Origin of the sequence: Pseudarthrobacter sp. SSS035, assembly GCF_023273875.1 — a bacterium.
GTDB lineage: Bacteria > Actinomycetota > Actinomycetes > Actinomycetales > Micrococcaceae > Arthrobacter.
The window spans coordinates 1,487,541-1,507,331 of sequence record NZ_CP096882.1; the positions used below are offsets into that span (position 1 = coordinate 1,487,541).

A 19,791-nucleotide genomic window follows, 5' to 3' on the forward strand; every position below is an offset into this window, starting at 1 on the left:
CCGCCACGTCCAACCACCAGCGAAGGATCCCTCCGTATGCAGTACACGCACCTGGGCCGTTCGGGCCTGAAAGTTTCCCGGCTTTGCCTGGGCACCATGAACTTCGGCCCGCACACCGACGAGGCTGACGCGCACAACATCATGGATTCCGCACTGGACGCCGGCATCAACTTCTTCGACACAGCCAACGTCTATGGCGGCAGCGGGCACCGGGGCTGGACCGAGGAAATCATTGGCCGCTGGTTCGCGAAGGGCGGCGAGCGCCGCGAACGGACCGTCCTGGCCACAAAGCTGTACGGCACCATGACTGACCGCCCCAACGAGTCCAAGCTGTCCGCGCTGAACATCCGGCGCGCCCTGGACGCCAGCCTGAAGCGCCTCCAGACGGACTACATCGACGTGTACCAGTTCCATCACATTGACAGGGACACGCCCTGGGACGAGATCTGGCAGGCCATCGAAGTGGCCGTCCAGCAGGGCAAGATCCTCTACTCGGGCAGCAGCAACTTCGCGGGCTGGCACATCGCCCAGGCACAGGAAGCCGCCCGCCGCCGGAACTACACCGGGCTGGTCAGCGAGCAGTCCATCTACAACCTGTTCCGCCGCGAGGTGGAGCTGGAGGTGATTCCCGCGGCACAGCAGTACGGCCTGGGCCTGATCCCGTGGTCCCCGCTGCAGGGCGGGCTGCTGGGCGGAGTCCTGAAGAAGGAACGCGCGGGCGTCCGGCGCACCGAAGGGCGCGCTGCCGAAACGCTCAAGCAGCACCGGGACCAGATCCAGCAGTTCGAGAATCTCGCGGACGGGCTGGGGCACGAACCCGGCGACATTGCGCTCGCGTGGCTGCTTCACCAGCCTGCTGTCACCGCACCGATAGTGGGGCCGCGCACGCAGGAACAGCTCGACGCCGGCATCCGGGCGTTGGACGTGACGCTCGACGCCGACGCGCTCAAGCGGCTCGACGACATCTTCCCGGGCCACCGTCCGGCACCGGAGGACTACGCATGGTGACTCTGTTTGATCCGGCCGCGTTGGATCCCGCGGCCGACACCGTGGCACCACGGAGCATCCTCTTCCTGGGCGGCACCGGGGTGATCAGCGCCGCAGCGGCGGAACGCGCCGTCGTACTGGGACACCGGGTGACCATCCTCAACCGCGGCCAATCCGGCAAGCCGGCACCGGACCGCGCAGAGGTCCTGCACGCGGACATCCGCGACCAGGCCGCTGTGCGGGAGGTGCTGCAGGGCAGGGAGTTCGACGCCGTAGCGGACTTTATTGCCTTCACTCCGGACCAGGCGCGGTCCAGTATGGAACTGTTCCGCGGCCGGACCGGCCAGTACGTGTTCATCAGCACGGCGTCGGCCTACCAGAAGCCGCCCACCCGGCTGCCGATCCTGGAATCCACTCCACTGAAGAACCCGTTCTGGCAGTATTCACGGGACAAGATCGCGTGCGAGGACCTGTTGTTCGAGGCGTACCGGTCGGACGATTTCCCGGTGACCGTGGTGCGCCCCTCCCATACCTACGACCGCACGCGAGTGGGCCTGGTGGGCGGCTGGACAGATATTCACCGGATGCGCACCGGCCAGCCCGTCATGGTGCATGGTGATGGCACGTCGCTCTGGACGGTGACCCACGCCAGGGACTTCGCGAAGGCCTTCGTGGGGCTGCTTGGCCGGCCGCAGGCGGTGGGCGAGAGCTACACCATCACCTCCGACGAATACCTGCCCTGGAACCAGATCTACGGCCTGTTTGCCCGGGCGGCGGGGGTTCCCGATCCCGAGTTGGTCCATGTGCCCTCGGAAACCATCGCCGCACACGGTGCCGGGCACAGCCCCATCTAGGGCCAAGCCTCCTGGGCGACCGCGCCCACTCGGTGGTGTTCGACAATGCCAAGATCAAAGCCCTGGTGCCTGGCTTTGCCGCCACCATCCCTTTCGCTGACGGGACCCGGGAGATCGTTCAGTGGCATGACGGGCACCCCGAGCTGCAGGTGGTGGACCAATCGTTCATGGATCTGAGTGATCGGCTGATTAGGTGGGCGCCAAGGGCCGCGGACTGACCGCGCCGCCTGGGCTATGCCATTTACAACGTTCTAAATACTCGGGATTCCCACCAGGCGCAAGGGGTTGATTTGTGGCGCACACCCCCACTAGGTTACTGGGGAAGCGTTTTCCCAATCCAAAATTGAAAGGATTCACTGATGAATCCGAGCAGGATATCCGTGCGCCGTTTTTCGGTGGCCGCAGCTGCGGGCCTTGCCCTGACCGTGGGGTGCCTCACCACCCCGGCAGCCGCCGTCGGGCCTTCCACGATGCCCGCTCCGGCGGGCGTGCAGCTCGACTATCTGGACCGCGGGCTGGTTGCCGCCGGCACATCCGAGGGCGTCTTCCTGAGCTGGCGCCTCTTGGGCCACGAGGCAACGGGCTCGTCCGCCACAGGCCTCACCGGCACCGACTTCAATGTGTACCGCGACGGCCAGAAGCTCGCATCCGTCACGGACAGCACGAACTACCTTGACGCCGGCGGAACTGCGTCGTCGGCATATGACGTGCGTGCCGTCGTCGGCGGCGTTGAACTGGACCGGAGCGCCACTGCCACCTCGTGGGGCGGCAACTTCAGGGACATCCCGCTGAAGAAGCCGGCCGACGGCGTGACACCCGCCGGCCAGGCGTACACCTACTCGGCGAACGATGCTTCGGTGGGAGACGTCGACGGCGATGGCCAGTACGAGTTCGTGGTCAAGTGGGATCCGAACAACTCCAAGGACGTCTCCCAGGTCGGCTACACGGGCAACACCTACGTGGACACCTACAAGGCCGACGGCACGCTGCTCCACCGGATCGACCTGGGCGTCAACATCCGGTCCGGCGCCCACTACACGCAGATGCTGGTGAACGATTTCGACGGCGACGGACGTTCGGAAATGATGTTCAAGACAGCCCCGGGCACCAAGTCCATCTCTTACAATCCGGACGGCTCCGTGGCCGCCGAGTCCTTCATCTCGCTGCTGCAGAAGGACCTCGACGCCGGCTATTCCAACTCCGACGATTACCGGATGAGCGCCGCCGACTACTACCAGCACATGGTGGACACGTTCCGGGGCTGGAGCGACCACCCCGAGGTCAAGGCCGGCACCTGGCCCGCCACCTTGGAAGAAGCCTTCGGCATCGCTCCGCAGTACCAGTACCCGCTGTCCCGGACTGACGCAGAAGCGGTGACGGACTACTTCATGGATGTCTACGCGCCGGCCCGGAGCGCCCGGAACGCCCTGCGGGCCTTTGAGGGTTTCATCGTTTCCGGCCCGGAATACCTCACCGTCTTTGAGGGCGCCACGGGCAAGGAACTGAAGACGGTCGCGTATGAGCCCGGCAGGCACGACGACGGCCTGATGTGGGGCGACTACGCCATGGCCCGGATCGAACCCGGCAACCGCGTGGACAGGTTCCTGGCCGGCGTCGCCTATTTGGACGGCAAGAAGCCCGCCGCCGTATTTGCCCGCGGCTATTACACGCGCAGCACACTTGCCGCCTACACCTGGGACGGCGCCAACCTCTCCCCGGCCTGGAACGTCGACTCGGGCTGGACGCCCATGACCAACCCCTTCAACGACAGCCCGCCCGGCCGGGACGGGACGGACCACGAGTTCGGCACGCTCACCACGCAGGGCTTCCATTCCCTCAGCGCCTCCGACGTGGACGGTGATGGCAAGCAGGAAATTGTGTACGGCTCGGCCACCATCGACGACGGTTCGCTGCTGTACAGCTCGTCCGACACCATGCCGGCCGGCAGCGCGACCCCGGGAGAGGAGGCCCGGCTGGGCCACGGCGATGCCATGCACGTCACGGACATTGATCCGGCCCGCCCCGGCAAGGAGATCTTCACGGTGCACGAAGGCGGCACCTACGCCCCGTACGGCTACGCCATGCGCGACGCCGCCACCGGCGAGGTACTGTTCGGCGCCTATTCGGGGAAGGACACCGGCCGCGGCATGATCGGCGACGTGGATCCTGCAGTGCCCGGCATCGAAAACTGGGCCATTGGCATGCAGTCGGCCGACGGAGACAAACTCTCCGCGACCTCGCCGGGCACCAACATGAGCATCAAATGGGCTGCCGACATGACAACCCAGATCATCAACGGCTCCGGCGACCAGACCCCCTCCATTGACGACTGGAAGCGCGGCCGGCTGCTCACCGCCACGGACACCCGGACCAACAACGGCACCAAAGGCACACCGAGCCTGGTGGCCGACGTCGTGGGTGACTGGCGTGAGGAGATGCTGGTCCGGACGGCAGACAGCTCAGCGCTCCGGATGTACCTGAGCACCGAAGTCACCAACCACAAGCTCTACACGCTCATGCACGATCCGCAGTACCGCGCTGAAGTTGCCCGGCAGAACACCACCTACAACCAGCCCTCGTACACGGACTTCTATCTGGCCTCGGACATGCACTTCGGTGATGTGCCACTGCAGGCAGCCTGGCTCCCTGGCAGCGTGAAGGCCCTCCAGCAAACTTTGGAGGACCTGGTTGAGTCCGGCGACGTGGCGGGCCCGGTCGCGAAGCAGCTGGCAGCGGGTGTGCAGGAGGCGGCAAAGGCAGTGGACGACGGCGATGCCTCCCAAGCGGCACAGGCCATCCAGCGCTTTGTGAAGTTCCTGGACCAGCAAAAGAGGCCAGATCAGGTGTCCGACGTGGCACGAACAGTACTCGACTACCAGGCAGCAAATATTCTCCGGGCGTTCGAAGGCTAGGAAGGCGAAAGCACGGCAGACTGTTGAAATGACTCTCTCACCGCTCATCATGCTCAATGACGGCTACAGCATTCCGCAGCTGGGGCTCGGCACCTGGCCGCTGGACGACGAACAGGTGGCTGCCGCCGTCGTACAGGCCCTGGAAGCCGGGTACCGGCACATCGATACGGCAGTGAAATACGGCAATGAGGAAGGCGTTGGGAACGGCATCCGCGCAGGCGGGGTGGACCGGAGCGAAATCTTCGTCACCACCAAGCTGGACGGCCAGTTCCAAGGCGAGGACCGCGCAGTGGCGGGGTTGGAGGGGTCGCTGACCCGCATGGGGCTGGACTACGTGGACCTGCTGCTGATCCACTGGCCGCTCCCTGCGCGTGATGATTTCGTCTCGACGTGGAAGACGTTTGAGCGGCTGCAGGCGGAGGGCAAAGTCCGGTCCATCGGCGTCTCCAACTTCAAGCCTGCACACCTGGAACGGCTGCTGGCCGAAACCGATGTTGTGCCTGCGGTGAACCAGATCCAGCTGAGCCCGGCGATCACCCGCGAGGCGGAACGGGAGTTCAATGCCGCGCATGGAATTGTCACGGAATCGTACAGCCCGCTGGGCGGGTCCGGGGCAAGCCTGCTGACCGCTCCCCTCCTTTCGCAGCTTGGTGAAAAATACGACAAGACCCCGGCTCAACTGGTGCTGCGCTGGCATATTGAGAAGGGACTTGTAGTCATTCCAAAATCGGGAAATCCCGAGCGGATGCAGGAAAACCTGGACATCTTCGATTTCTCCCTGGATCGGCAGGATCTCGCGGAACTTGCCATCCTGGACGAGGGGCCCGGCACCGGCAACAATTCGGACGCAACAGGGCACTGAGAAGGCCCTGTACAAGCTTTCCGCGGGGATTCAGAGTGGCGAAAAGATAGTAAGCATGATTAGTATTGGGGCAGAGGGATGAAGCGTGCCCGGGATCCGGGCACCTCCCTGATGTAGGAAAGAAGGAACGACAAAATGGGTTTCTTTGCATTTTTGATTCTTGGCCTTATTGCCGGCGCGATCGCTAAGGCGATCCTTCCGGGCAAGCAGGGTGGCGGCTGGATCATCACCCTCATCCTGGGCGTCGTCGGTGCGTTCCTCGGCGGCTGGCTCGGCGGAATGATTTTCGGTACCGGCCTGCAGGAGTTCTTCTCGCTGCAGACTTGGCTGCTCGCTATCGCCGGCTCGATCATCGTGCTGCTGGTTTACGGCATGATCACGAAGCGCAGCGTACGCAGCTAGCTTTGTCACCGGCATTGATACCGGCCCTGGGACAATCTCCCGGGGCCGGTTTTTCTTTCCACGGCCAAGCGGCTCGGGAAGTTGCACCTTCTCAACGGACAGGAGTTCACTATGAAATCTAAGCTTCTTTTGGGTATTGGCATCGCGGCAGGCTACGTCCTGGGATCGCGTTCCGGCCGGGCAGCGTACGACAAGCTCAAGGCCAGGGCGGCGAGCATCTGGGACAGCAAGCCGGTCCAGGACAAGGTCAGCGCCGCCGCGGAGGTCATCAAGGAGAAGGCCCCCGAGGTAGCAGACCAGTTGGGTGAGGCCGCGCGCCGGGCGGGCACAGTCATCGGCTCGGCCGTTCACCACGACGCCGCGTCCGGCACCAGCAAGTCCAAAACGTCCGACGCCGGCGCCTCGGTGGGTGCCTACAGCACCGCTGCGGCTGGCAGCGCTGCGGCCGGCAGTACTGCGGTGGGCGATCACGTTCCCGGCCACAGCACGCACCCGGACACGGTGAACCTGGGGACATCGGACGTTGAGTCAGACCCCGCGTTCAATGACAACCAGGGCCAGGACTGGTCCGGTGAAGGAGGCGCCACTGCTGCCGGCGCAGCCACGAACGTTGACCCCCGACGGGAATGATCCGGGATCGTTGCCGGGACGTTACGCGGGATTCGCCGTATGACACGGAAGCCACGTTGAAATTGTGCTAAAAATGGTCTTTGCTGGCCGCCGCGCTCCTTGGGGGACGCGGCGGCCAGCCACGTCTCGGGTCACGGCCAGATGCCGTCTCAGGTGACCAGCTCGGCAGCACCGAATGACACGCTGAACTGAACGCACCACAGGTCAACTGACGGGTACTTCGACAGGTCAACGTCGGCGGGAATCCGGTAAACCTGATTGCCCTGATTTCCTTTGATCATGCCGAGGTCGTAATAATCTGCGGAGCCGGCGGTGAACCAGCCGGCCGTCCCTTCCACCACGTGAGCGGCACTTAACCAGACGTGCACATCCGGACCATTGGACGTATCCAGGTTTTCGAGCGTGAGCAGCCTGGCGCCGTCAGGCTGCTGTACGATCCGGACAGTTCCAGTGGTGGCGTGTTCATGGCTGATCAGCGTGCCCACAGCAAGCTGCACCGGGCCGGCAGGCATGGGTGCGGGAGTCGGCGCCAGGGGTGTAGGCGGAGTCGGTTGTGCTTGCGCTGGACTGCTGGCCACGATGGGCAGCTGTTCATCCACTCTCACGTCCACAAAGAGAAGCCAGGGCAGAGTCATACGGTCGTAGCAACGCTCTGATTGATGGAGCGTTTTCATGGCCAGATCATTTCCTCCGAATACCCGCACCGAGTTCGTTGACATGGTGTGTGGCGGGATGTCGATTGTCGCTGCCGCGCGGCGTGTCGGAGTCACGCATGGGGCTGGGAGGAACTGGTGGGCCCAGTCTGGCCACATGATGACTGTGAACATGGGCGCTGTTGGGGGTCTTTCGGATCCGGCACCGACGGCGGACGGTCCGGGTGGCCGGGCGTTGAACTTGGCTGATCGGGGGATGATCCAGATGGGTCGGCGGAAGGGACTCAGCTATGCCGACATTGGTGAGGCGATTGGTCGGGACAAGTCGGTGGTCTGGCGGGAGGTGAACCGGAACGCCAGCGCGGACGGGGTGTATTACGCCTCGGTCGCCCATACGAGGGCGCATCAGGCCAGGCGCCGGCCCAAGGCGTTGAAGCTGGTCGAGGACGAGGATCTGTGCCGGCTGATCGGCGTGTGGATGGATGACGGGTGGAGTCCGAAACTGATCTCGGCGATGTTGGCGTTTTACTTCGCCGGTGATCACACTATGCAGGTGAGCCACGAGACGATCTACCAGGCGCTGTATGTTCAATCCCGCGGAAGTCTGCGGGCAGATCTGGCCGAGAAGCTCAGCCTGAAGCGGAAGCAGCGCGTTCCCCACGCCGCGGACCGGCACAAGAACAGCCCTTACAAGGAGGCGTTCAAGATCAGTGCGCGCCCGGCCGAGGTCCAGGACCGGGCGGTGCCGGGGCATTGGGAAGGTGACCTCATCATCGGCTGCGACGGGACCGCGATCGGAACACTCGTGGAACGCTCGACCAGGTTCACGATCCTCCTCCACCTCGCCGGGGACCACACCGCTGAGACTGTCGCCGCCGCGATGATCCGGGAGATGGGCCAGCTCCCGGATCACCTGCGACGGTCGATCACCTGGGACCGCGGCACGGAACTGGCCGAATACGCCCAAATCCAGACCGCACTCGAGACCACGCTCTACTTCTGCGACCCGCACTCACCCTGGCAGCGCGGGACCAACGAGAACACCAACCGGCTCCTGCGGTTCTGGTTCGAGAAAGGCTCTGACCTCTCCGTTCACACCCCGGAGGACCTCCGCCGGGTCGCCGCGAAACTCAACCGCCGGCCCCGGCCCACCCTTAACCTCGAGACCCCAGCCAACCGGCTGAACCAGCTGCTACACGCGGCATAAACCCCCGCGTTGCTCCGACTACTTGACTTTGCCCAGGGCTTGAACAGCACAAGTCCAATCACCAGACCCACCGCTGCAACGGCCGCCGCAGCGATCATCCAGGTCCGGCGTCGGTTTGGACTCTGCTTTCGGCTCATGGACTTTCCGCTCATGGAATCATCGTCCGCGTATCCGGCGACTGGCGCAACGGATCAGCCGTAGCCGGAATTTGTTGTTTTTTTGGAGCTCAACGGCAGGACTGGCTTAAATGTCGTACCCCCTTGGCAGAGTATCCCTATGGAAGCTCTTGGGGGTCAGCTTGCGGACGACGGCGGCACTGCTGCCGTTCTGACGCTTGCAGGTTCGCCTATTGGGGGCGCTTCCATCCCTGAGATATGCGACGGCGGCCAAAATGTCACACCCCCACGGCAGAGTAATCCTATGGAAGCTCTGGGGGATCAGCTGGCTCGGAACGGCGGCGGTAACACCGACGTTCCGACTGCCGCGACTGTTCTGTCGGACGACGCTGTTCTCTCGAACGACGCCGGGCTGGCTTCGGTGATCGCCTCGGTGAACGCTGCCGCCGCTGCTGCACCCGGGACGCTCGCGATGGCCAGCTACGTCGAAGCCGCCGACTTCGCCGGACTGGTTGAGGGGCTCTCCCGGACCGTGGACTACCTCCAGATCCTCGCCGCGGGCGCCGTGGACCGCACCCGCACGCAGGCCATCACCGCCGCCGCAACCACAAGCCGCACCCGGGACTGGGTCACCGGCTGGGACAACGGCGTTGAAACCCTGAACGAAACCGACGCCGAGTGGCCCGCCGGGACCACCGCCGGAACCCCCGAGACCGCCACCGGCAGCACCCGGACTGTGCCACGGTCCCCGGCCGATGACGGCTGCAAAAACACCGCCGAATTCCTGCGCCTCCGGCTCCGGATCGGGCGCAGTGAAGCCCAGCGACGCATCCATCTCGCCCACACCATCCTGCCCGCCACCACCCTCACCGGAGACCCCGTACCTCCAATGAGGGAACACCTCGCCGCAGCCCTCACCCCGACCGCCGGCGCCACCAGCAGCCCGGCAGAGACAAGCGCCGACGACGACGCCGCTGTAACCCCGTTTCAGGCCGTGCCAGGATCCGGGCCCGTGGTCTCCTCCCGCGCCGGGACCATCATCAGCGCCACCCTCGACCGCCTCAAACACCACACCACCCCGGAAAACCTGGACCGGATCGAACACGACCTCACCCACACCGCCGCCACCGCTGACCCCGACTTCCTTGCCCGAGTCGCCCGGCGCTGGGCCGATACCCTCGACGCCGATGGCACCGAACCCACGGAAGAAGCACTCCGCCACACCCAAGGTGCCTTCATCCGCAAACCCCGCCACGGCCTCCACCACCTCGAAATCTTCGCCACCACCGACCAATACGAACACCTCGCTACGGTCATGAACGCCGCCACCAACCCCCGCACCACCACAGGCGACACCACAGGCTCGGAAACCGGCACGGGGACCGGCGCAGCCAGCGGTACAGAAGCCGGGTCCGGGACCGGCACTCCCGACACCGGGCAGGGTAATGACGTCTGGCAGGACACAGACATCGATCTGGACCGGCGCACCCGCTCCCAGAAACAACTCGACGGCATCATCGGCGCCCTCAAAGCCGCCCTGAGCACCAACGAACTGCCCACCACCGGCGGGAACCGCCCCCAAATCCTTGCCACCATCAACTACCAAGACCTCCTCCCCCACCCGGCCACAGCCACCAGCACTGGCGACGGATTGGCTGCAGGAACAGGCACAGACAACAACAGCGGTAATAGGATTAGCACGGGCGGCGCCGGTACTGGTACTGGTATTGGCACGGGCAGCTTCACGTTCACCGGGCCCGTCGCCGCCACCACCCTGCGGAAACTCGCCTGCGACGCCGACATCATCCCCGTCCTCCTCGGCACCAGCGGCGAAATCCTGGAACTCGGCCGCAAAACGCGGCTCTTCACGCCTGCCCAACGCCTCGCCCTCACCGCCCGAGACCAAGGCTGCGCTTTCCCCAACTGCACCATCCCGGCCCCCTGGTGCGAAGCCCACCACATCACCTACTGGTCACACGACGGCTCCACCAACGTCAGCAACGGAGCCCTCCTTTGCTCCCATCACCACCACCTGATCCACAAAGAACAATGGACCATCCACACCCGCAACGGCGTCCCCTGGTTCACACCCCCACGCCACACCGACCCCACCCAAAAACCCCAACAAAACCACTACTTCAAACCACCACCCCCACCGCCTAAACGCGAATAGACGCCGCAGCAACGCGAATAGACACTGCCACAGCGTGAGAAGGCAGCCACAACGCGAATGGGCAGCCGCCATCGCACGAAGAAGTACCCGCCGGCGCACCCGTCAGTAAGGCCGGGCGTGTCCGACTACAACAGTGCCGTCCAGTTTTTCCGAGCGGACAGTCCTCACCGCGAAGCCCGCATGCGCCAGGATCGACGACGTTCTTCCGGCCTGCCGCTGGCTGGTTTCGATGACGAGATGCCCGCCCGGCCGCAGCCATTCGCTGGCCTCCGCAGCGACGCGGCGGTGGAACTCGAGTCCGTCAGTGCCGCCGTCGAGCGACCACAACGGTTCGTGCTCGCGTGCCTCGTGCGGCATGGAATCGATGGCACCGGTGGGGACATAGGGGGCGTTGACAGCCATTACACTGATCCGCCCTCTGACGGCGGGCGGCAGCGCCTCAAACAGGTCGCCCTGGTGGACGTCACCACCCACACGGCCAATGTTCCGGCGGGCGCAGGCCACCGCAGCCGGGTCAATGTCCGCCGCATGGAGCTCCAGCCCCGGAATCCGGAAGGCGATGGCAGCCCCCACCGCACCGGACCCGCAACACAGGTCCACAACAACGGGCTGCTCCGCACCATCCAGGTGCTCCCGCTCCGGGTCCGCCGAGAGCAGGGCTACGGCCTCATTCACCAAGAGCCCCGTGCGGCGGCGCGGAACAAAAACCCCGGCATCGAGCTCAATCCGGAGTCCGCAGAACTCGGCCCAGCCCAGGATGTGCTCCAGCGGGTACCCGGCAACGCGCTGCTCCACCGCCGCGGCGATTTCGGCCGGGCCGGACACCGCGGCGAGGAGAAGCCGGGCTTCTTCCTCCGCAAAGACGCACCCGGCCGAGCGCAGCCGCTCAGCGATCCCCAAAGGGGACACAACATGAAATTCAGTGGCTGACATGCGTACACCTTCCGCAAACTGATGGGCGCCGAGCACCGTCGCCCGCCTCTGAATGTACGCGAAGATAGCCGCTGCCAGCCCAACCCAAAAGACTGGATTTATTCTGTGCAAGCGCTTACAGTGTGCCGTGGTTCACCTGGCGATCATCCCTGATCGCCAGCGCGAACCCCATTCCCTGACCGCCAACTGACGCCGCCCCCACTCGCATCTCCACAGCAGCCTGAACAGCATCGCCGCTACCAGGAAGGTCTCCTGACGTGAAAACACGCACCCGCAGAAGCTCAATCCAACGCCTCAACTATCCGTTAACGCCGTGGCTGGGACTGCTCGCCGCAGCCGTAGTCGCTTCCACTTCCGTCCTCCCGGCGCACGCCGCGCCGGGACCGAAGGACCCGGGGTCGCCGTCGGCCCTTCACTCCCTCCGAGCCCCGGTGACGGACGAGAATTTCTACTTTGTGATGGCCGACCGATTCAGCAACGGGGACACAACCAATGACGACGGCGGCCTCGGCGCCGACCCCATGGCGTCCGGCTTCGACCCCACCAAAAAGGGTTTCTACAACGGCGGCGACCTGGCCGGGCTGCTGGACAAAATCGACTACATCCAAGGCCTGGGCACCACGTCCATCTGGCTCACCCCCAGCTTCAAGAACAAGGCGGTGCAGCCCGAGGACAAGTCGGCCGGCTATCACGGCTACTGGATCACCGACTTCACCCAGATCGACCCCCATCTGGGAACCAACGACGAGTTGAAGGCCCTCATCGACGAAGCACGTCAACAACGAGTTCTGGCAGGAATTCGGCCCGGAGATGCTCAGCTACGCCAAGGCACCGGGCAAGGACGAGTTCTTTATGTTCGGCGAGGTCTTCGACCCGACCAAGTCCTTCACCTCTCAGTTCACCACCCGGAACCAGATGCAGGCAGTGCTGGACTTCCCGTTCCAGGACGCGGCCCGGAACTTCGCGTCCAAGAGCCAGGACACCCGCTCGCTGGAGACCTTCTTCGCCGGCGACGACTGGTACACCGACGGCGATTCCAACGTCTACCAACTGCCCACCTTCCTGGGCAACCACGACATGGGCCGCATCGGCAGCTTCATCGCCGCCGACAACCCGGGCTCAGCCGACACGGAACAGGTGGCCCGCGACCAGCTGGCCCACGAGCTCATGTATTTTTCCCGCGGCAACCCGGTGATCTACTACGGCGACGAGCAAGGCTTCACCGGCCCGGGCGGGGACCAGGATGCCCGGCAGACGCTCTTCGCCAGCCAGGTGCCGGAGTACCTCGACGACGACCTGCTGGGCACTGACGCCACGCACGCCACCGACAACTTCAACGCCGGCCACCCGCTGTACTCCAAGATCAGAGAACTCGCGGCCTTGACCAAGGACCACCCGGCCCTGCGCGACGGCGCCCACCAGCACCGCTACGCCTCCGAGGGGCCAGGGATCTACGCCTTCTCCCGCACCGACGCGGAGGACCAGCGTGAGTATGTCGTAGCCCTGAGCAACAGCGAACAGCCGCAGACCGCCGACGTGCCCTCCTACATCGGCAAGCGCAGCTACACACGTATTTATGGGAGCACAGGTGCGGGCGCGGACAGTGTGGAGACCTCAGCGGACGGAAAGCTGACAGTCACCGTCCCGCCGCTGTCGGCCGTGGTCTACCAGTCATCGGGCCGCATTCCGCACTCCAAGGCGGCGCCCGCCGTCGCACTCCAGGAACCTGCCGCGTCACCGGCGGACAACGGCCGGATCAACGTGACGGCCGACGTCGGCGGTGCTTCGTTCTACGAGGTCACCTTTGAGGCCAGGACGGCGGGCGGCTGGGCACCGATCGGCACCGACGACACCGCGCCGTACCAGGTGTTCCACGATGTTGCTGCCCTGGAAGCAGGCGCCGCTCTCGAATACCGCGCCACGGTGCTGGACAATGGGGGCCACCGGGCCACCAGCCAGCTCCGGGCAGCCGCAGTGCCGGCGCCGGTCGTGACGATCCAGAAGCCTGTGGAAGGAAGCAGTGTGGAGGGGGCCGTGGAGCTCAGCGCTACGGCCGATCCGGAAAAATCCAGCCACGTGGTGTCCTTCGAGCGCAGCGTGGCCGGCGGCGAGTGGACGGCCGTAGGCTCCGATGACTCCTCACCGGTGTACTCGGTCACCGATGACCTGGCGGCACTTGAGCTCGCGGACGGCACCCAGGTGCGCTACCGCGCGGCCATGAGCGGCCCCGGCTTCGGCGTGGTCAGCGAGTTGCGGACGGTAACGGTGGGCGAGGCTCCACAGCCGGATTCGGTGACCGTGGCGGGGTCGCTGAACCCCGAGCTGGGTTGCCCTGCGGATTGGGACCCGGCCTGCCCAGCCGCGTCCATGACCCTGGACCCGGCGGACAACATCTGGCGGCTCACGGCAGACCTGCCCGCCGGGACGTACGAGTTCAAGGCCGCGCTCAACGGCAGCTGGGACCTGAACTATGGCGCCGGCGGAGTCCTTGACGGCAGCAACATCGTGTTGGACCATCCCGGCGGGGCCGTCACCTTCCGCTACGACAACAGCACACACGTCCTCAGCACCGGGTACGCCTCCCACCAGCCGGGCGCTGTCGCCATCGCGGGGAGCCTGGACAACGAACTCGGGTGCGGCGCCGACTGGGATCCAGCGTGCGGCCAGGCCCAGCTGACGCTGGATCCGGCAACGCTGGTGTGGACGCTGTCCGTGCCGGACCTGCCGGCCGGGACGTATGAGTTCAAGGCGGCGCTGAACCGCAGTTGGGACGTGAATTACGGGGCTGACGGGGTGCCCAACGGGGCCAACATCTCCTACACGCACGACGGCGGCGCGGTCACCTTCCGGTACGACCACGCCACCCACCTGCTCACGGCGGGCTAGCCGCGGCCGGCTAGGGCTTGTCGCGGGCCTGGGTGCGTACCGTTTGCCCCAGGCCCGTGACGAACCGCCGGATGGCGAGCTCGGCAGTGGGCGGCTCGCCGAAGAACTGCCGCTGAAGAGTGGTGTCCGCGATGTACCGGCCGCTCTGGAACCACGCGATCATGGCAGCCAGGTCCTTGGCCATGGGATTGACCGGCGCCAGCACGGTCCCCGCAGCCCGGACAACCCCGGCGGGGACGGACCGGACACGAAGGGGCCGGCCGGTGAGCCGGCCCGCGATGTCCGCGACGTCCTGCATGGCCACCGGCCGGTCCCAGCCGATGTCGATGCGCCGGCCCTCCAGATCCGGCAGGTCAACCGCCTCCGCAAGATAGCCGGCGAGGTCGGAGGTGAGCACGAACGTCAGCGGGATCCGCGGCGATCCGATCCAGCTGAGCCGCCCTTTGCTGAACGGGTCGCCGCCGAACCGGGTGACCTGGTCCAGGAACGCGCCGGGACGGAGCGCCACGAACGGTACGCCCAGTTCCTCCAGCTTGTCTTCGGTCAGCTTCTTATGCCAGAAGTGCGGAACCTTCGGGGTCTGGTCGCACGTGAGGATGCTGGTGAGGACAAACCGCCGGACACCCGAGCGGCTGGCTGCCTCCACGAGGTTGATGTTGCCCACCGTGTCGGTTTTGGGGGTATCGCCCTTACGGTGCCTGGTATAGCCCGCCGCCGAGGTGATCACGGCGTCGACGCCCTCCATGGCCCGCAGCAACGACCAGGGATCCATCATGTCGCCTCGCGCGATCTCCACCCCGGGCGCCTCGAGCACGGAGGCATCCGAGCCGGGCCGCACCAGCGCCCGCACCTGCTTACCGCGCTTGAGCAGCTCCGTGGCAACCTGGCGGCCCAGCATGCCGGTGCCTCCCACTACGAGGACGGGCCCGTCGGTCATCGGGGATCCCCCAGCGCTTCCGAGACGGCACCCAGCAAGGCGTTGAACCGCGGGTTGTCGGGAAGGTCGTCGATGAACACCGGCTTGCCGTCCGGATCACCGAGCGGGACCTGCCAGTTCGGGTACAGCGCTTCGGTGGTGCCGGGCTGGTTCTGTACCCGCCGCTCCCCCACGGCATCCACCAGCGCCACGCCCAGAAGGACCGACGGCGTCTGGGCCAGCAGGCGGTGCAGCGCCTCTATAGTGCGTTCCTCGCTGCCGGTGCTGCCGCGGCTACCGTCGGCGGAGGCGCCGGACGTGCCCCCATCCTCAGGCAGCAGGCCGCGTTCCCGCAGCAGCCCCATCATCTTTTCCAGCGTGGCCGTGTGCTCCGCCCGTTCTTCCGCCTCGGGGCGTTCCAGCAGTCCCAGCCTGCTGCGAAGCGCCACGTGGTCGCCCGCCAGGTAGCCGGCGGTGGGCGGCAGGTCGTGGGTGTTGACGCTGGCGAGGGCCTGCGTGCGGTACAGCTCCGGCGGCAGGGGTGAATCGCCGTCGTTCTCGAACCAGAGGATGGAGGTGCCCAGGATGCCGCGGGCAGCGAGGTAGTCGCGCACCCACGGCTCGAAGGTTCCCAGATCCTCCCCGATCACCACGGCGCCGGCACGCTGGGCCTCCAGCGCCAGGATGCCGATCAGTGCTTCGTGGTCGTACGTGACATAGGCGCCATCGCGCGGGGAGTTGCCGGCCGGCACCCACCAGAGGCGGAACAGGCCCAGCACGTGGTCCACGCGGATGCCGCCGGCATGCCGGAGCACGGTGGAGAGCATGTTGCGGAACGGGGCGTAGCCGGCCTCCGCCAGGCGGGCGGGATGCCACGGCGGCTGGTTCCAGTCCTGGCCGAGCTGGTTGTACATGTCCGGCGGCGCCCCCACGCTGATCCCGGGCGCCAGGACATCGCGGAGGGTCCAGGCGTCGGCGCTGCTGAGGTCCACGCCCACGGCAAGATCGTGCACCACGCCCAGCCGCATCCCCGCCCGGCGCGCAGCCTGCTGCGCGTTCTCAAGCTGCTCGTCACAGATCCACTGCAGCCAGCGGTGGAACCCGATCCTGTCCGCAAGCTTCCCGCGCAGCGACTCCACCTCAGGGGATCCCAGCGCGCAGTCCGGGTCGGTCCACAGCGGATGGTCCGGTGCCAGGTCTTCCCGGATGGCGGACCACAGCGCGAAATCATCCAGCCCGGTGCCGGAGATCCGGCAGAATTCGTCGAACGCTGCCTGCCGCGCCGGCGAGCGCCGGGCGTGATACAGCAGTTCCAGGGCCTGGAGCTTGGCGGCGTACACGGTGTTGCGGTCCAGCCGTTCGCCGTCCTTGTTCAGGGCCTGGACCTGCTCCTGCAAGCTGTCCACCGCCGCGCGCTTGCGCGGCTTCAGGTAGGCGATTTCCGGGATGGCCTCCACACGGATGTACAGCGGGTTGAAGAAGCGCCGCGTGGACGGCGAGTAGGGCGAGGGCTGGACCGGCGGCACGGGTTCCGCGGCGTGCAGCGGGTTGACCAGCACATAGTCTGCGCCACGGGCGCCGCTGAGTGTGGCCAGGTCCGCGAGGTCGGCGAAGTCGCCGATCCCCCAGGACCGTTTGGACCGCACGGAGTAGAGCTGCGTGGCCAGGCCCCAACCGCGGCGCTCCACCAGGGAATCGGCGGTGGTGAGCCGCGCCGGAACCACCACCAGCGCACCCTCGGCTGTGACGCCGTCGGACTCTGCGTGCAGTGTGTGCCAGCCCAGCGGCAACCCCTCCGGCACGGCGAAGGTGGCCCGGCCGGTGGCCACGCCGTCAACGTCCTGGGGCGGCACCCAGACGTCCTGCTGGACGGCTTCCGCGGGCTCCCCCGCGCCGGCCTCCAGCACAACTGTCAGACGCGCTGTCGAACCGTCCCGGACGTGGACGGGAACCAGTGCGGTTTGGCCCTGCTGGACCACGACGGCGGGCGGCAGCATCCGCCGCCACGGCGCCACTTCCGCCTCGGCCAGGGCAGCCTCGATCAGCTGGTTCGTTTGGGCCGGGACGCCCAGCGCCGCCAGGACCTTGGTCAGGGTTTCCAGGGCCACGCTGTGCGGCAGCCCGTCCCAGCCGTGGAACGAGGTGCCCACGCCGTGAACGTCGGCGAGGCGTTGGAGCAGGTGCCGGTCCACGGGCTCATGACCGGCGGCATCATCATTGCCCGGTGGAACCGGTGTGCCGAAAATTTGAGCGTGCTGTTGGTCTGGAGCCTTCATGGATGTCCGCCTCGTCTGGTGTGATGGGCCCGAACTTACATTGCTTGCTGACGCACGGGAGCAACACGCCCCCGCGCACGACTGTTGCAGCCAACGATAGTCCGGCGGCAGCCCTCAGGGCGCCGAATCCCGGATTATCAGGTCAAAGCCCGCCTCCGCATGAACCCCGTCTGACCTCGCTTCCGGCCCGGCAATCCGGTCGATCAGCAACCCGACGGACCGTTCCGCAATCTCGTCCATGCCGGGCGACACGGTGGTGAGCGACGGCGAGGCGAACCGTGCCTCGTCGATGTTGTCAAAGCCCGCCACGGCAACGTCCTGGGGCACCTTCACGCCACGGACGAGCAATTCGTGCATGGCGCCCAGGGCGAGGGCGTCGTTCAGCCCGAAGACGGCGTCGAACGGAATGCCACGTTCCAGGAGGCCGGCGACGGCGGCTGCTCCCCCGTCGCGGCGCCATTCCCCGGGTGCCACCAGGGCCGGGTCAAACGGGACACCGGCGCCTCCCAGTGCTTTCCGGTAACCGTTGAGCCGCAGTCCGGCCGAGCCCGCTGACTCGCCAGGATGGGCGCCGAGCACCGCAATACGACGGCGGCCTCCCGCCAGCAGGTGGGCGGTGAGGGCGTGGGCGGCGTCCTGGTTTCTCATGGTGACCAGGTCCAGCCGGGGATCCACAATGTGCTCGCCGAGCAGCACCACCGGTTTGGTGCCGCGGTGGGAGGCTACGGCGTCGGCCCTCATGACGAGTGGCGTGAACAGGAGTCCGTCGGTCAGCTGCCGCAGCGGACCCCGCAGGGCACCGAGCTCGTTGGCTTCCAGGGCGCCGGACTGTTCCACCAGCACGCGGTAGCCGCGCCGCTCCGCCACCGTCATCACCCTCGAGGCCAGCTCTGCGTAGTACGGCGCCGCGAGGTCGGACAGCACCAGGCCCAACATGTGGGTCTTCCCCGAGCGCAGGCTGCGAGCCGTCAGGTTCGCCTCGTAGCCCAGTTCCGCAATGGCGTCCTGGACCCGTTGCCTGGTGGCCGGCCGGATGAACTCGTAGTCGTTGAGCACGTTCGACACCGTCTTCAACGACACCCCGGCGACGCGCGCCACATCGTTCATGGTCACTGCCATGAGCGGTCAGCCTTTGGCAGCCTTGGCCGCCGCCTTTGCTGCCTGCTTGCTGGCCCGCACCTTCGCGAGCGATTCAGGACTCACGATGTCGGCAACCGAAAGGAAGGCATCCACCTGGCCGTAGTGGCCGGCGGCCTCGCGCCAGCCGGGTGCGTTCAGCCCGCGCTGCTTCCCCAGGAGCGCAAGGAAAATCTTTGCCTTCTGCTCCCCGAATCCTGGCAGTGCCTGCAGGCGTCGCAGCACCTCCGGGCCGTCCGGGTCGCCCTTGGTCCAGATCAGCGTCGCGTCGCCGTCCCAGTCATGCTGCACCGTCTCGGCGAGCGCCTGGACACGTCCCGCCATCGAGCCGGGGAACCGGTGCACCGCGGGCCGTTCCTTGAACACGTCGACGAACGCCTGAGGTTCGTACGCGGCCACCGCCGCCGGGGCGATGGACCCGATCCGGGCCCGGATCTTCTCCGGCCCGGCAAAGGCGGATTCCATGGTTACCTGCTGGTCCAGCAGCATGCCTGTCAGCAGCGCAAACGCGTCATCGGTTAGCAGTTGGTCGGCGGCCGGGTCACCGGTGATATGCAGTTCCATGGCCCTCATCCTTCCACCTCCGGCGGCCTGCGTCATGACCTGGAGTTTTTGTCCATGTAATGGGACTTCGCCAGTCGTTTTGCGCGCATTACCTGGAGAAAAACTCGGAATCAGGACACGAAGTTGCCGCCCGGTACCGGACCGTGGAAACACCGAGTTCGCGGGTCAGTTCCAAAACCAAGTACTACCTAATTTTAAAAACAAGTACCGATTACGCGGTTGCCGGAGGCCATGCCAGAACTACGTTCGACTAATGAGTTAAGACTCGCAAATCGCACTGGTT

13 protein-coding genes and 2 pseudogenes are annotated in these 19,791 nt (G+C 66.0%); 9 read left to right on the forward strand and 6 right to left on the reverse strand.

Annotated elements, in window-relative coordinates; all coding sequences use genetic code 11:
• Window positions 1-36: 36 nt before the first annotated feature.
• From MUN23_RS06770 to MUN23_RS06795, 6 genes and pseudogenes are all read left to right on the forward strand, one after another.
• Window positions 37-1,008, forward strand: a complete 972-nt coding sequence (locus MUN23_RS06770) for an aldo/keto reductase (RefSeq protein ID WP_248763114.1) — start codon at window positions 37-39, stop codon at window positions 1,006-1,008.
• Window positions 1,002-2,059: pseudogene (locus tag MUN23_RS06775) on the forward strand (SDR family oxidoreductase). The gene MUN23_RS06770 and the pseudogene MUN23_RS06775 overlap by 7 nt, the downstream one beginning before the upstream one ends.
• Window positions 2,060-2,200: 141 nt before the next feature.
• Window positions 2,201-4,753 carry a rhamnogalacturonan lyase gene (locus MUN23_RS06780; protein ID WP_248763115.1) on the forward strand — a complete coding sequence of 851 codons (2,553 nt, stop codon included), beginning with the start codon at window positions 2,201-2,203 and terminating at the stop codon, window positions 4,751-4,753.
• Window positions 4,754-4,781: 28 nt separating this feature from the next.
• On the forward strand, window positions 4,782-5,615 hold the full coding sequence (locus MUN23_RS06785; protein WP_248763116.1) for an aldo/keto reductase: 834 nt from the start codon (window positions 4,782-4,784) through the stop codon (window positions 5,613-5,615).
• 135 nt (window positions 5,616-5,750) lie between these two features.
• Window positions 5,751-6,017 carry a GlsB/YeaQ/YmgE family stress response membrane protein gene (locus MUN23_RS06790; protein ID WP_248763117.1) on the forward strand — a complete coding sequence of 89 codons (267 nt, stop codon included), beginning with the start codon at window positions 5,751-5,753 and terminating at the stop codon, window positions 6,015-6,017.
• 111 nt (window positions 6,018-6,128) lie between these two features.
• Window positions 6,129-6,647, forward strand: a complete 519-nt coding sequence (locus MUN23_RS06795) for a YtxH domain-containing protein (RefSeq protein WP_248763118.1) — start codon at window positions 6,129-6,131, stop codon at window positions 6,645-6,647.
• A 149-nt stretch (window positions 6,648-6,796) separates the two neighbouring features.
• Here MUN23_RS06795 and MUN23_RS06800 read toward each other — a convergent pair whose 3' ends face one another.
• The gene (locus MUN23_RS06800) at window positions 6,797-7,321 is read right to left on the reverse strand and encodes a DM13 domain-containing protein (protein ID WP_248763119.1); all 525 of its coding nucleotides are present in this window, start codon (window positions 7,319-7,321) and stop codon (window positions 6,797-6,799) included.
• Here MUN23_RS06800 and MUN23_RS06805 point away from each other — a divergent pair.
• Together MUN23_RS06805 and MUN23_RS23545 are read left to right on the forward strand one after the other, a co-directional pair.
• On the forward strand, window positions 7,320-8,507 hold the full coding sequence (locus tag MUN23_RS06805) for an IS30 family transposase (protein ID WP_371875902.1): 1,188 nt from the start codon (window positions 7,320-7,322) through the stop codon (window positions 8,505-8,507). The genes MUN23_RS06800 and MUN23_RS06805 overlap by 2 nt on opposite strands.
• 420 nt (window positions 8,508-8,927) lie before the next feature.
• The gene (locus MUN23_RS23545; RefSeq protein WP_305886582.1) at window positions 8,928-10,796 is read left to right on the forward strand and encodes an HNH endonuclease signature motif containing protein; all 1,869 of its coding nucleotides are present in this window, start codon (window positions 8,928-8,930) and stop codon (window positions 10,794-10,796) included.
• A 102-nt stretch (window positions 10,797-10,898) separates the two neighbouring features.
• On the opposite strand, the gene MUN23_RS06815 is transcribed toward MUN23_RS23545, so the two are convergent.
• Window positions 10,899-11,729 carry a putative protein N(5)-glutamine methyltransferase gene (locus tag MUN23_RS06815; RefSeq protein ID WP_248763120.1) on the reverse strand — a complete coding sequence of 277 codons (831 nt, stop codon included), beginning with the start codon at window positions 11,727-11,729 and terminating at the stop codon, window positions 10,899-10,901.
• 323 nt (window positions 11,730-12,052) lie between these two features.
• Here MUN23_RS06815 and MUN23_RS06820 point away from each other — a divergent pair.
• Window positions 12,053-14,615, forward strand: a pseudogene (locus tag MUN23_RS06820) (alpha-amylase family glycosyl hydrolase).
• 10 nt (window positions 14,616-14,625) lie between these two features.
• On the opposite strand, the gene MUN23_RS06825 reads toward MUN23_RS06820, so the two are convergent.
• The 4 genes from MUN23_RS06825 to MUN23_RS06840 form a co-directional block, all read right to left on the reverse strand.
• Entirely contained in the window at window positions 14,626-15,552 is a 927-nt protein-coding gene (locus tag MUN23_RS06825; protein ID WP_248763121.1) for an SDR family oxidoreductase, read from the reverse strand.
• Window positions 15,549-17,807: a 4-alpha-glucanotransferase gene (gene malQ, locus MUN23_RS06830; RefSeq protein ID WP_248763122.1), complete on the reverse strand. Its 2,259-nt coding sequence runs from the start codon at window positions 17,805-17,807 to the stop codon at window positions 15,549-15,551. Before malQ ends, MUN23_RS06825 begins: the two co-directional genes overlap by 4 nt.
• Window positions 17,808-17,921: 114 nt before the next feature.
• Complete coding sequence (locus tag MUN23_RS06835; protein WP_248763123.1) at window positions 17,922-18,926, reverse strand: LacI family DNA-binding transcriptional regulator; 1,005 nt, start codon at window positions 18,924-18,926, stop codon at window positions 17,922-17,924.
• Window positions 18,927-18,932: 6 nt separating this feature from the next.
• Window positions 18,933-19,517, reverse strand: coding sequence for an HhH-GPD-type base excision DNA repair protein (locus tag MUN23_RS06840; protein WP_248763124.1), 585 nt, complete (start codon window positions 19,515-19,517; stop codon window positions 18,933-18,935).
• Window positions 19,518-19,791 lie beyond the last annotated feature (274 nt).

Bases quoted from the DNA above. Each gene is read 5' to 3' on its own strand.
- MUN23_RS06840 (WP_248763124.1), bottom strand. From the start codon at position 19,517: ATGAGGGCCATGGAACTGCATATCACCGGTGACCCGGCCGCCGACCAA.
- MUN23_RS06800 (WP_248763119.1), bottom strand. From the start codon at position 7,321: ATGAAAACGCTCCATCAATCAGAGCGTTGCTACGACCGTATGACTCTG.
- MUN23_RS06785 (WP_248763116.1), top strand. From the start codon at position 4,782: ATGACTCTCTCACCGCTCATCATGCTCAATGACGGCTACAGCATTCCG.
- MUN23_RS06825 (WP_248763121.1), bottom strand. From the start codon at position 15,552: ATGACCGACGGGCCCGTCCTCGTAGTGGGAGGCACCGGCATGCTGGGC.
- MUN23_RS06770 (WP_248763114.1), top strand. From the start codon at position 37: ATGCAGTACACGCACCTGGGCCGTTCGGGCCTGAAAGTTTCCCGGCTT.
- MUN23_RS06780 (WP_248763115.1), top strand. From the start codon at position 2,201: ATGAATCCGAGCAGGATATCCGTGCGCCGTTTTTCGGTGGCCGCAGCT.
- MUN23_RS06815 (WP_248763120.1), bottom strand. From the start codon at position 11,729: ATGTCAGCCACTGAATTTCATGTTGTGTCCCCTTTGGGGATCGCTGAG.
- MUN23_RS06805 (WP_371875902.1), top strand. From the start codon at position 7,320: ATGGCCAGATCATTTCCTCCGAATACCCGCACCGAGTTCGTTGACATG.
- MUN23_RS23545 (WP_305886582.1), top strand. From the start codon at position 8,928: ATGGAAGCTCTGGGGGATCAGCTGGCTCGGAACGGCGGCGGTAACACC.
- malQ (WP_248763122.1), bottom strand. From the start codon at position 17,807: ATGAAGGCTCCAGACCAACAGCACGCTCAAATTTTCGGCACACCGGTT.
- MUN23_RS06795 (WP_248763118.1), top strand. From the start codon at position 6,129: ATGAAATCTAAGCTTCTTTTGGGTATTGGCATCGCGGCAGGCTACGTC.
- MUN23_RS06790 (WP_248763117.1), top strand. From the start codon at position 5,751: ATGGGTTTCTTTGCATTTTTGATTCTTGGCCTTATTGCCGGCGCGATC.
- MUN23_RS06835 (WP_248763123.1), bottom strand. From the start codon at position 18,926: ATGGCAGTGACCATGAACGATGTGGCGCGCGTCGCCGGGGTGTCGTTG.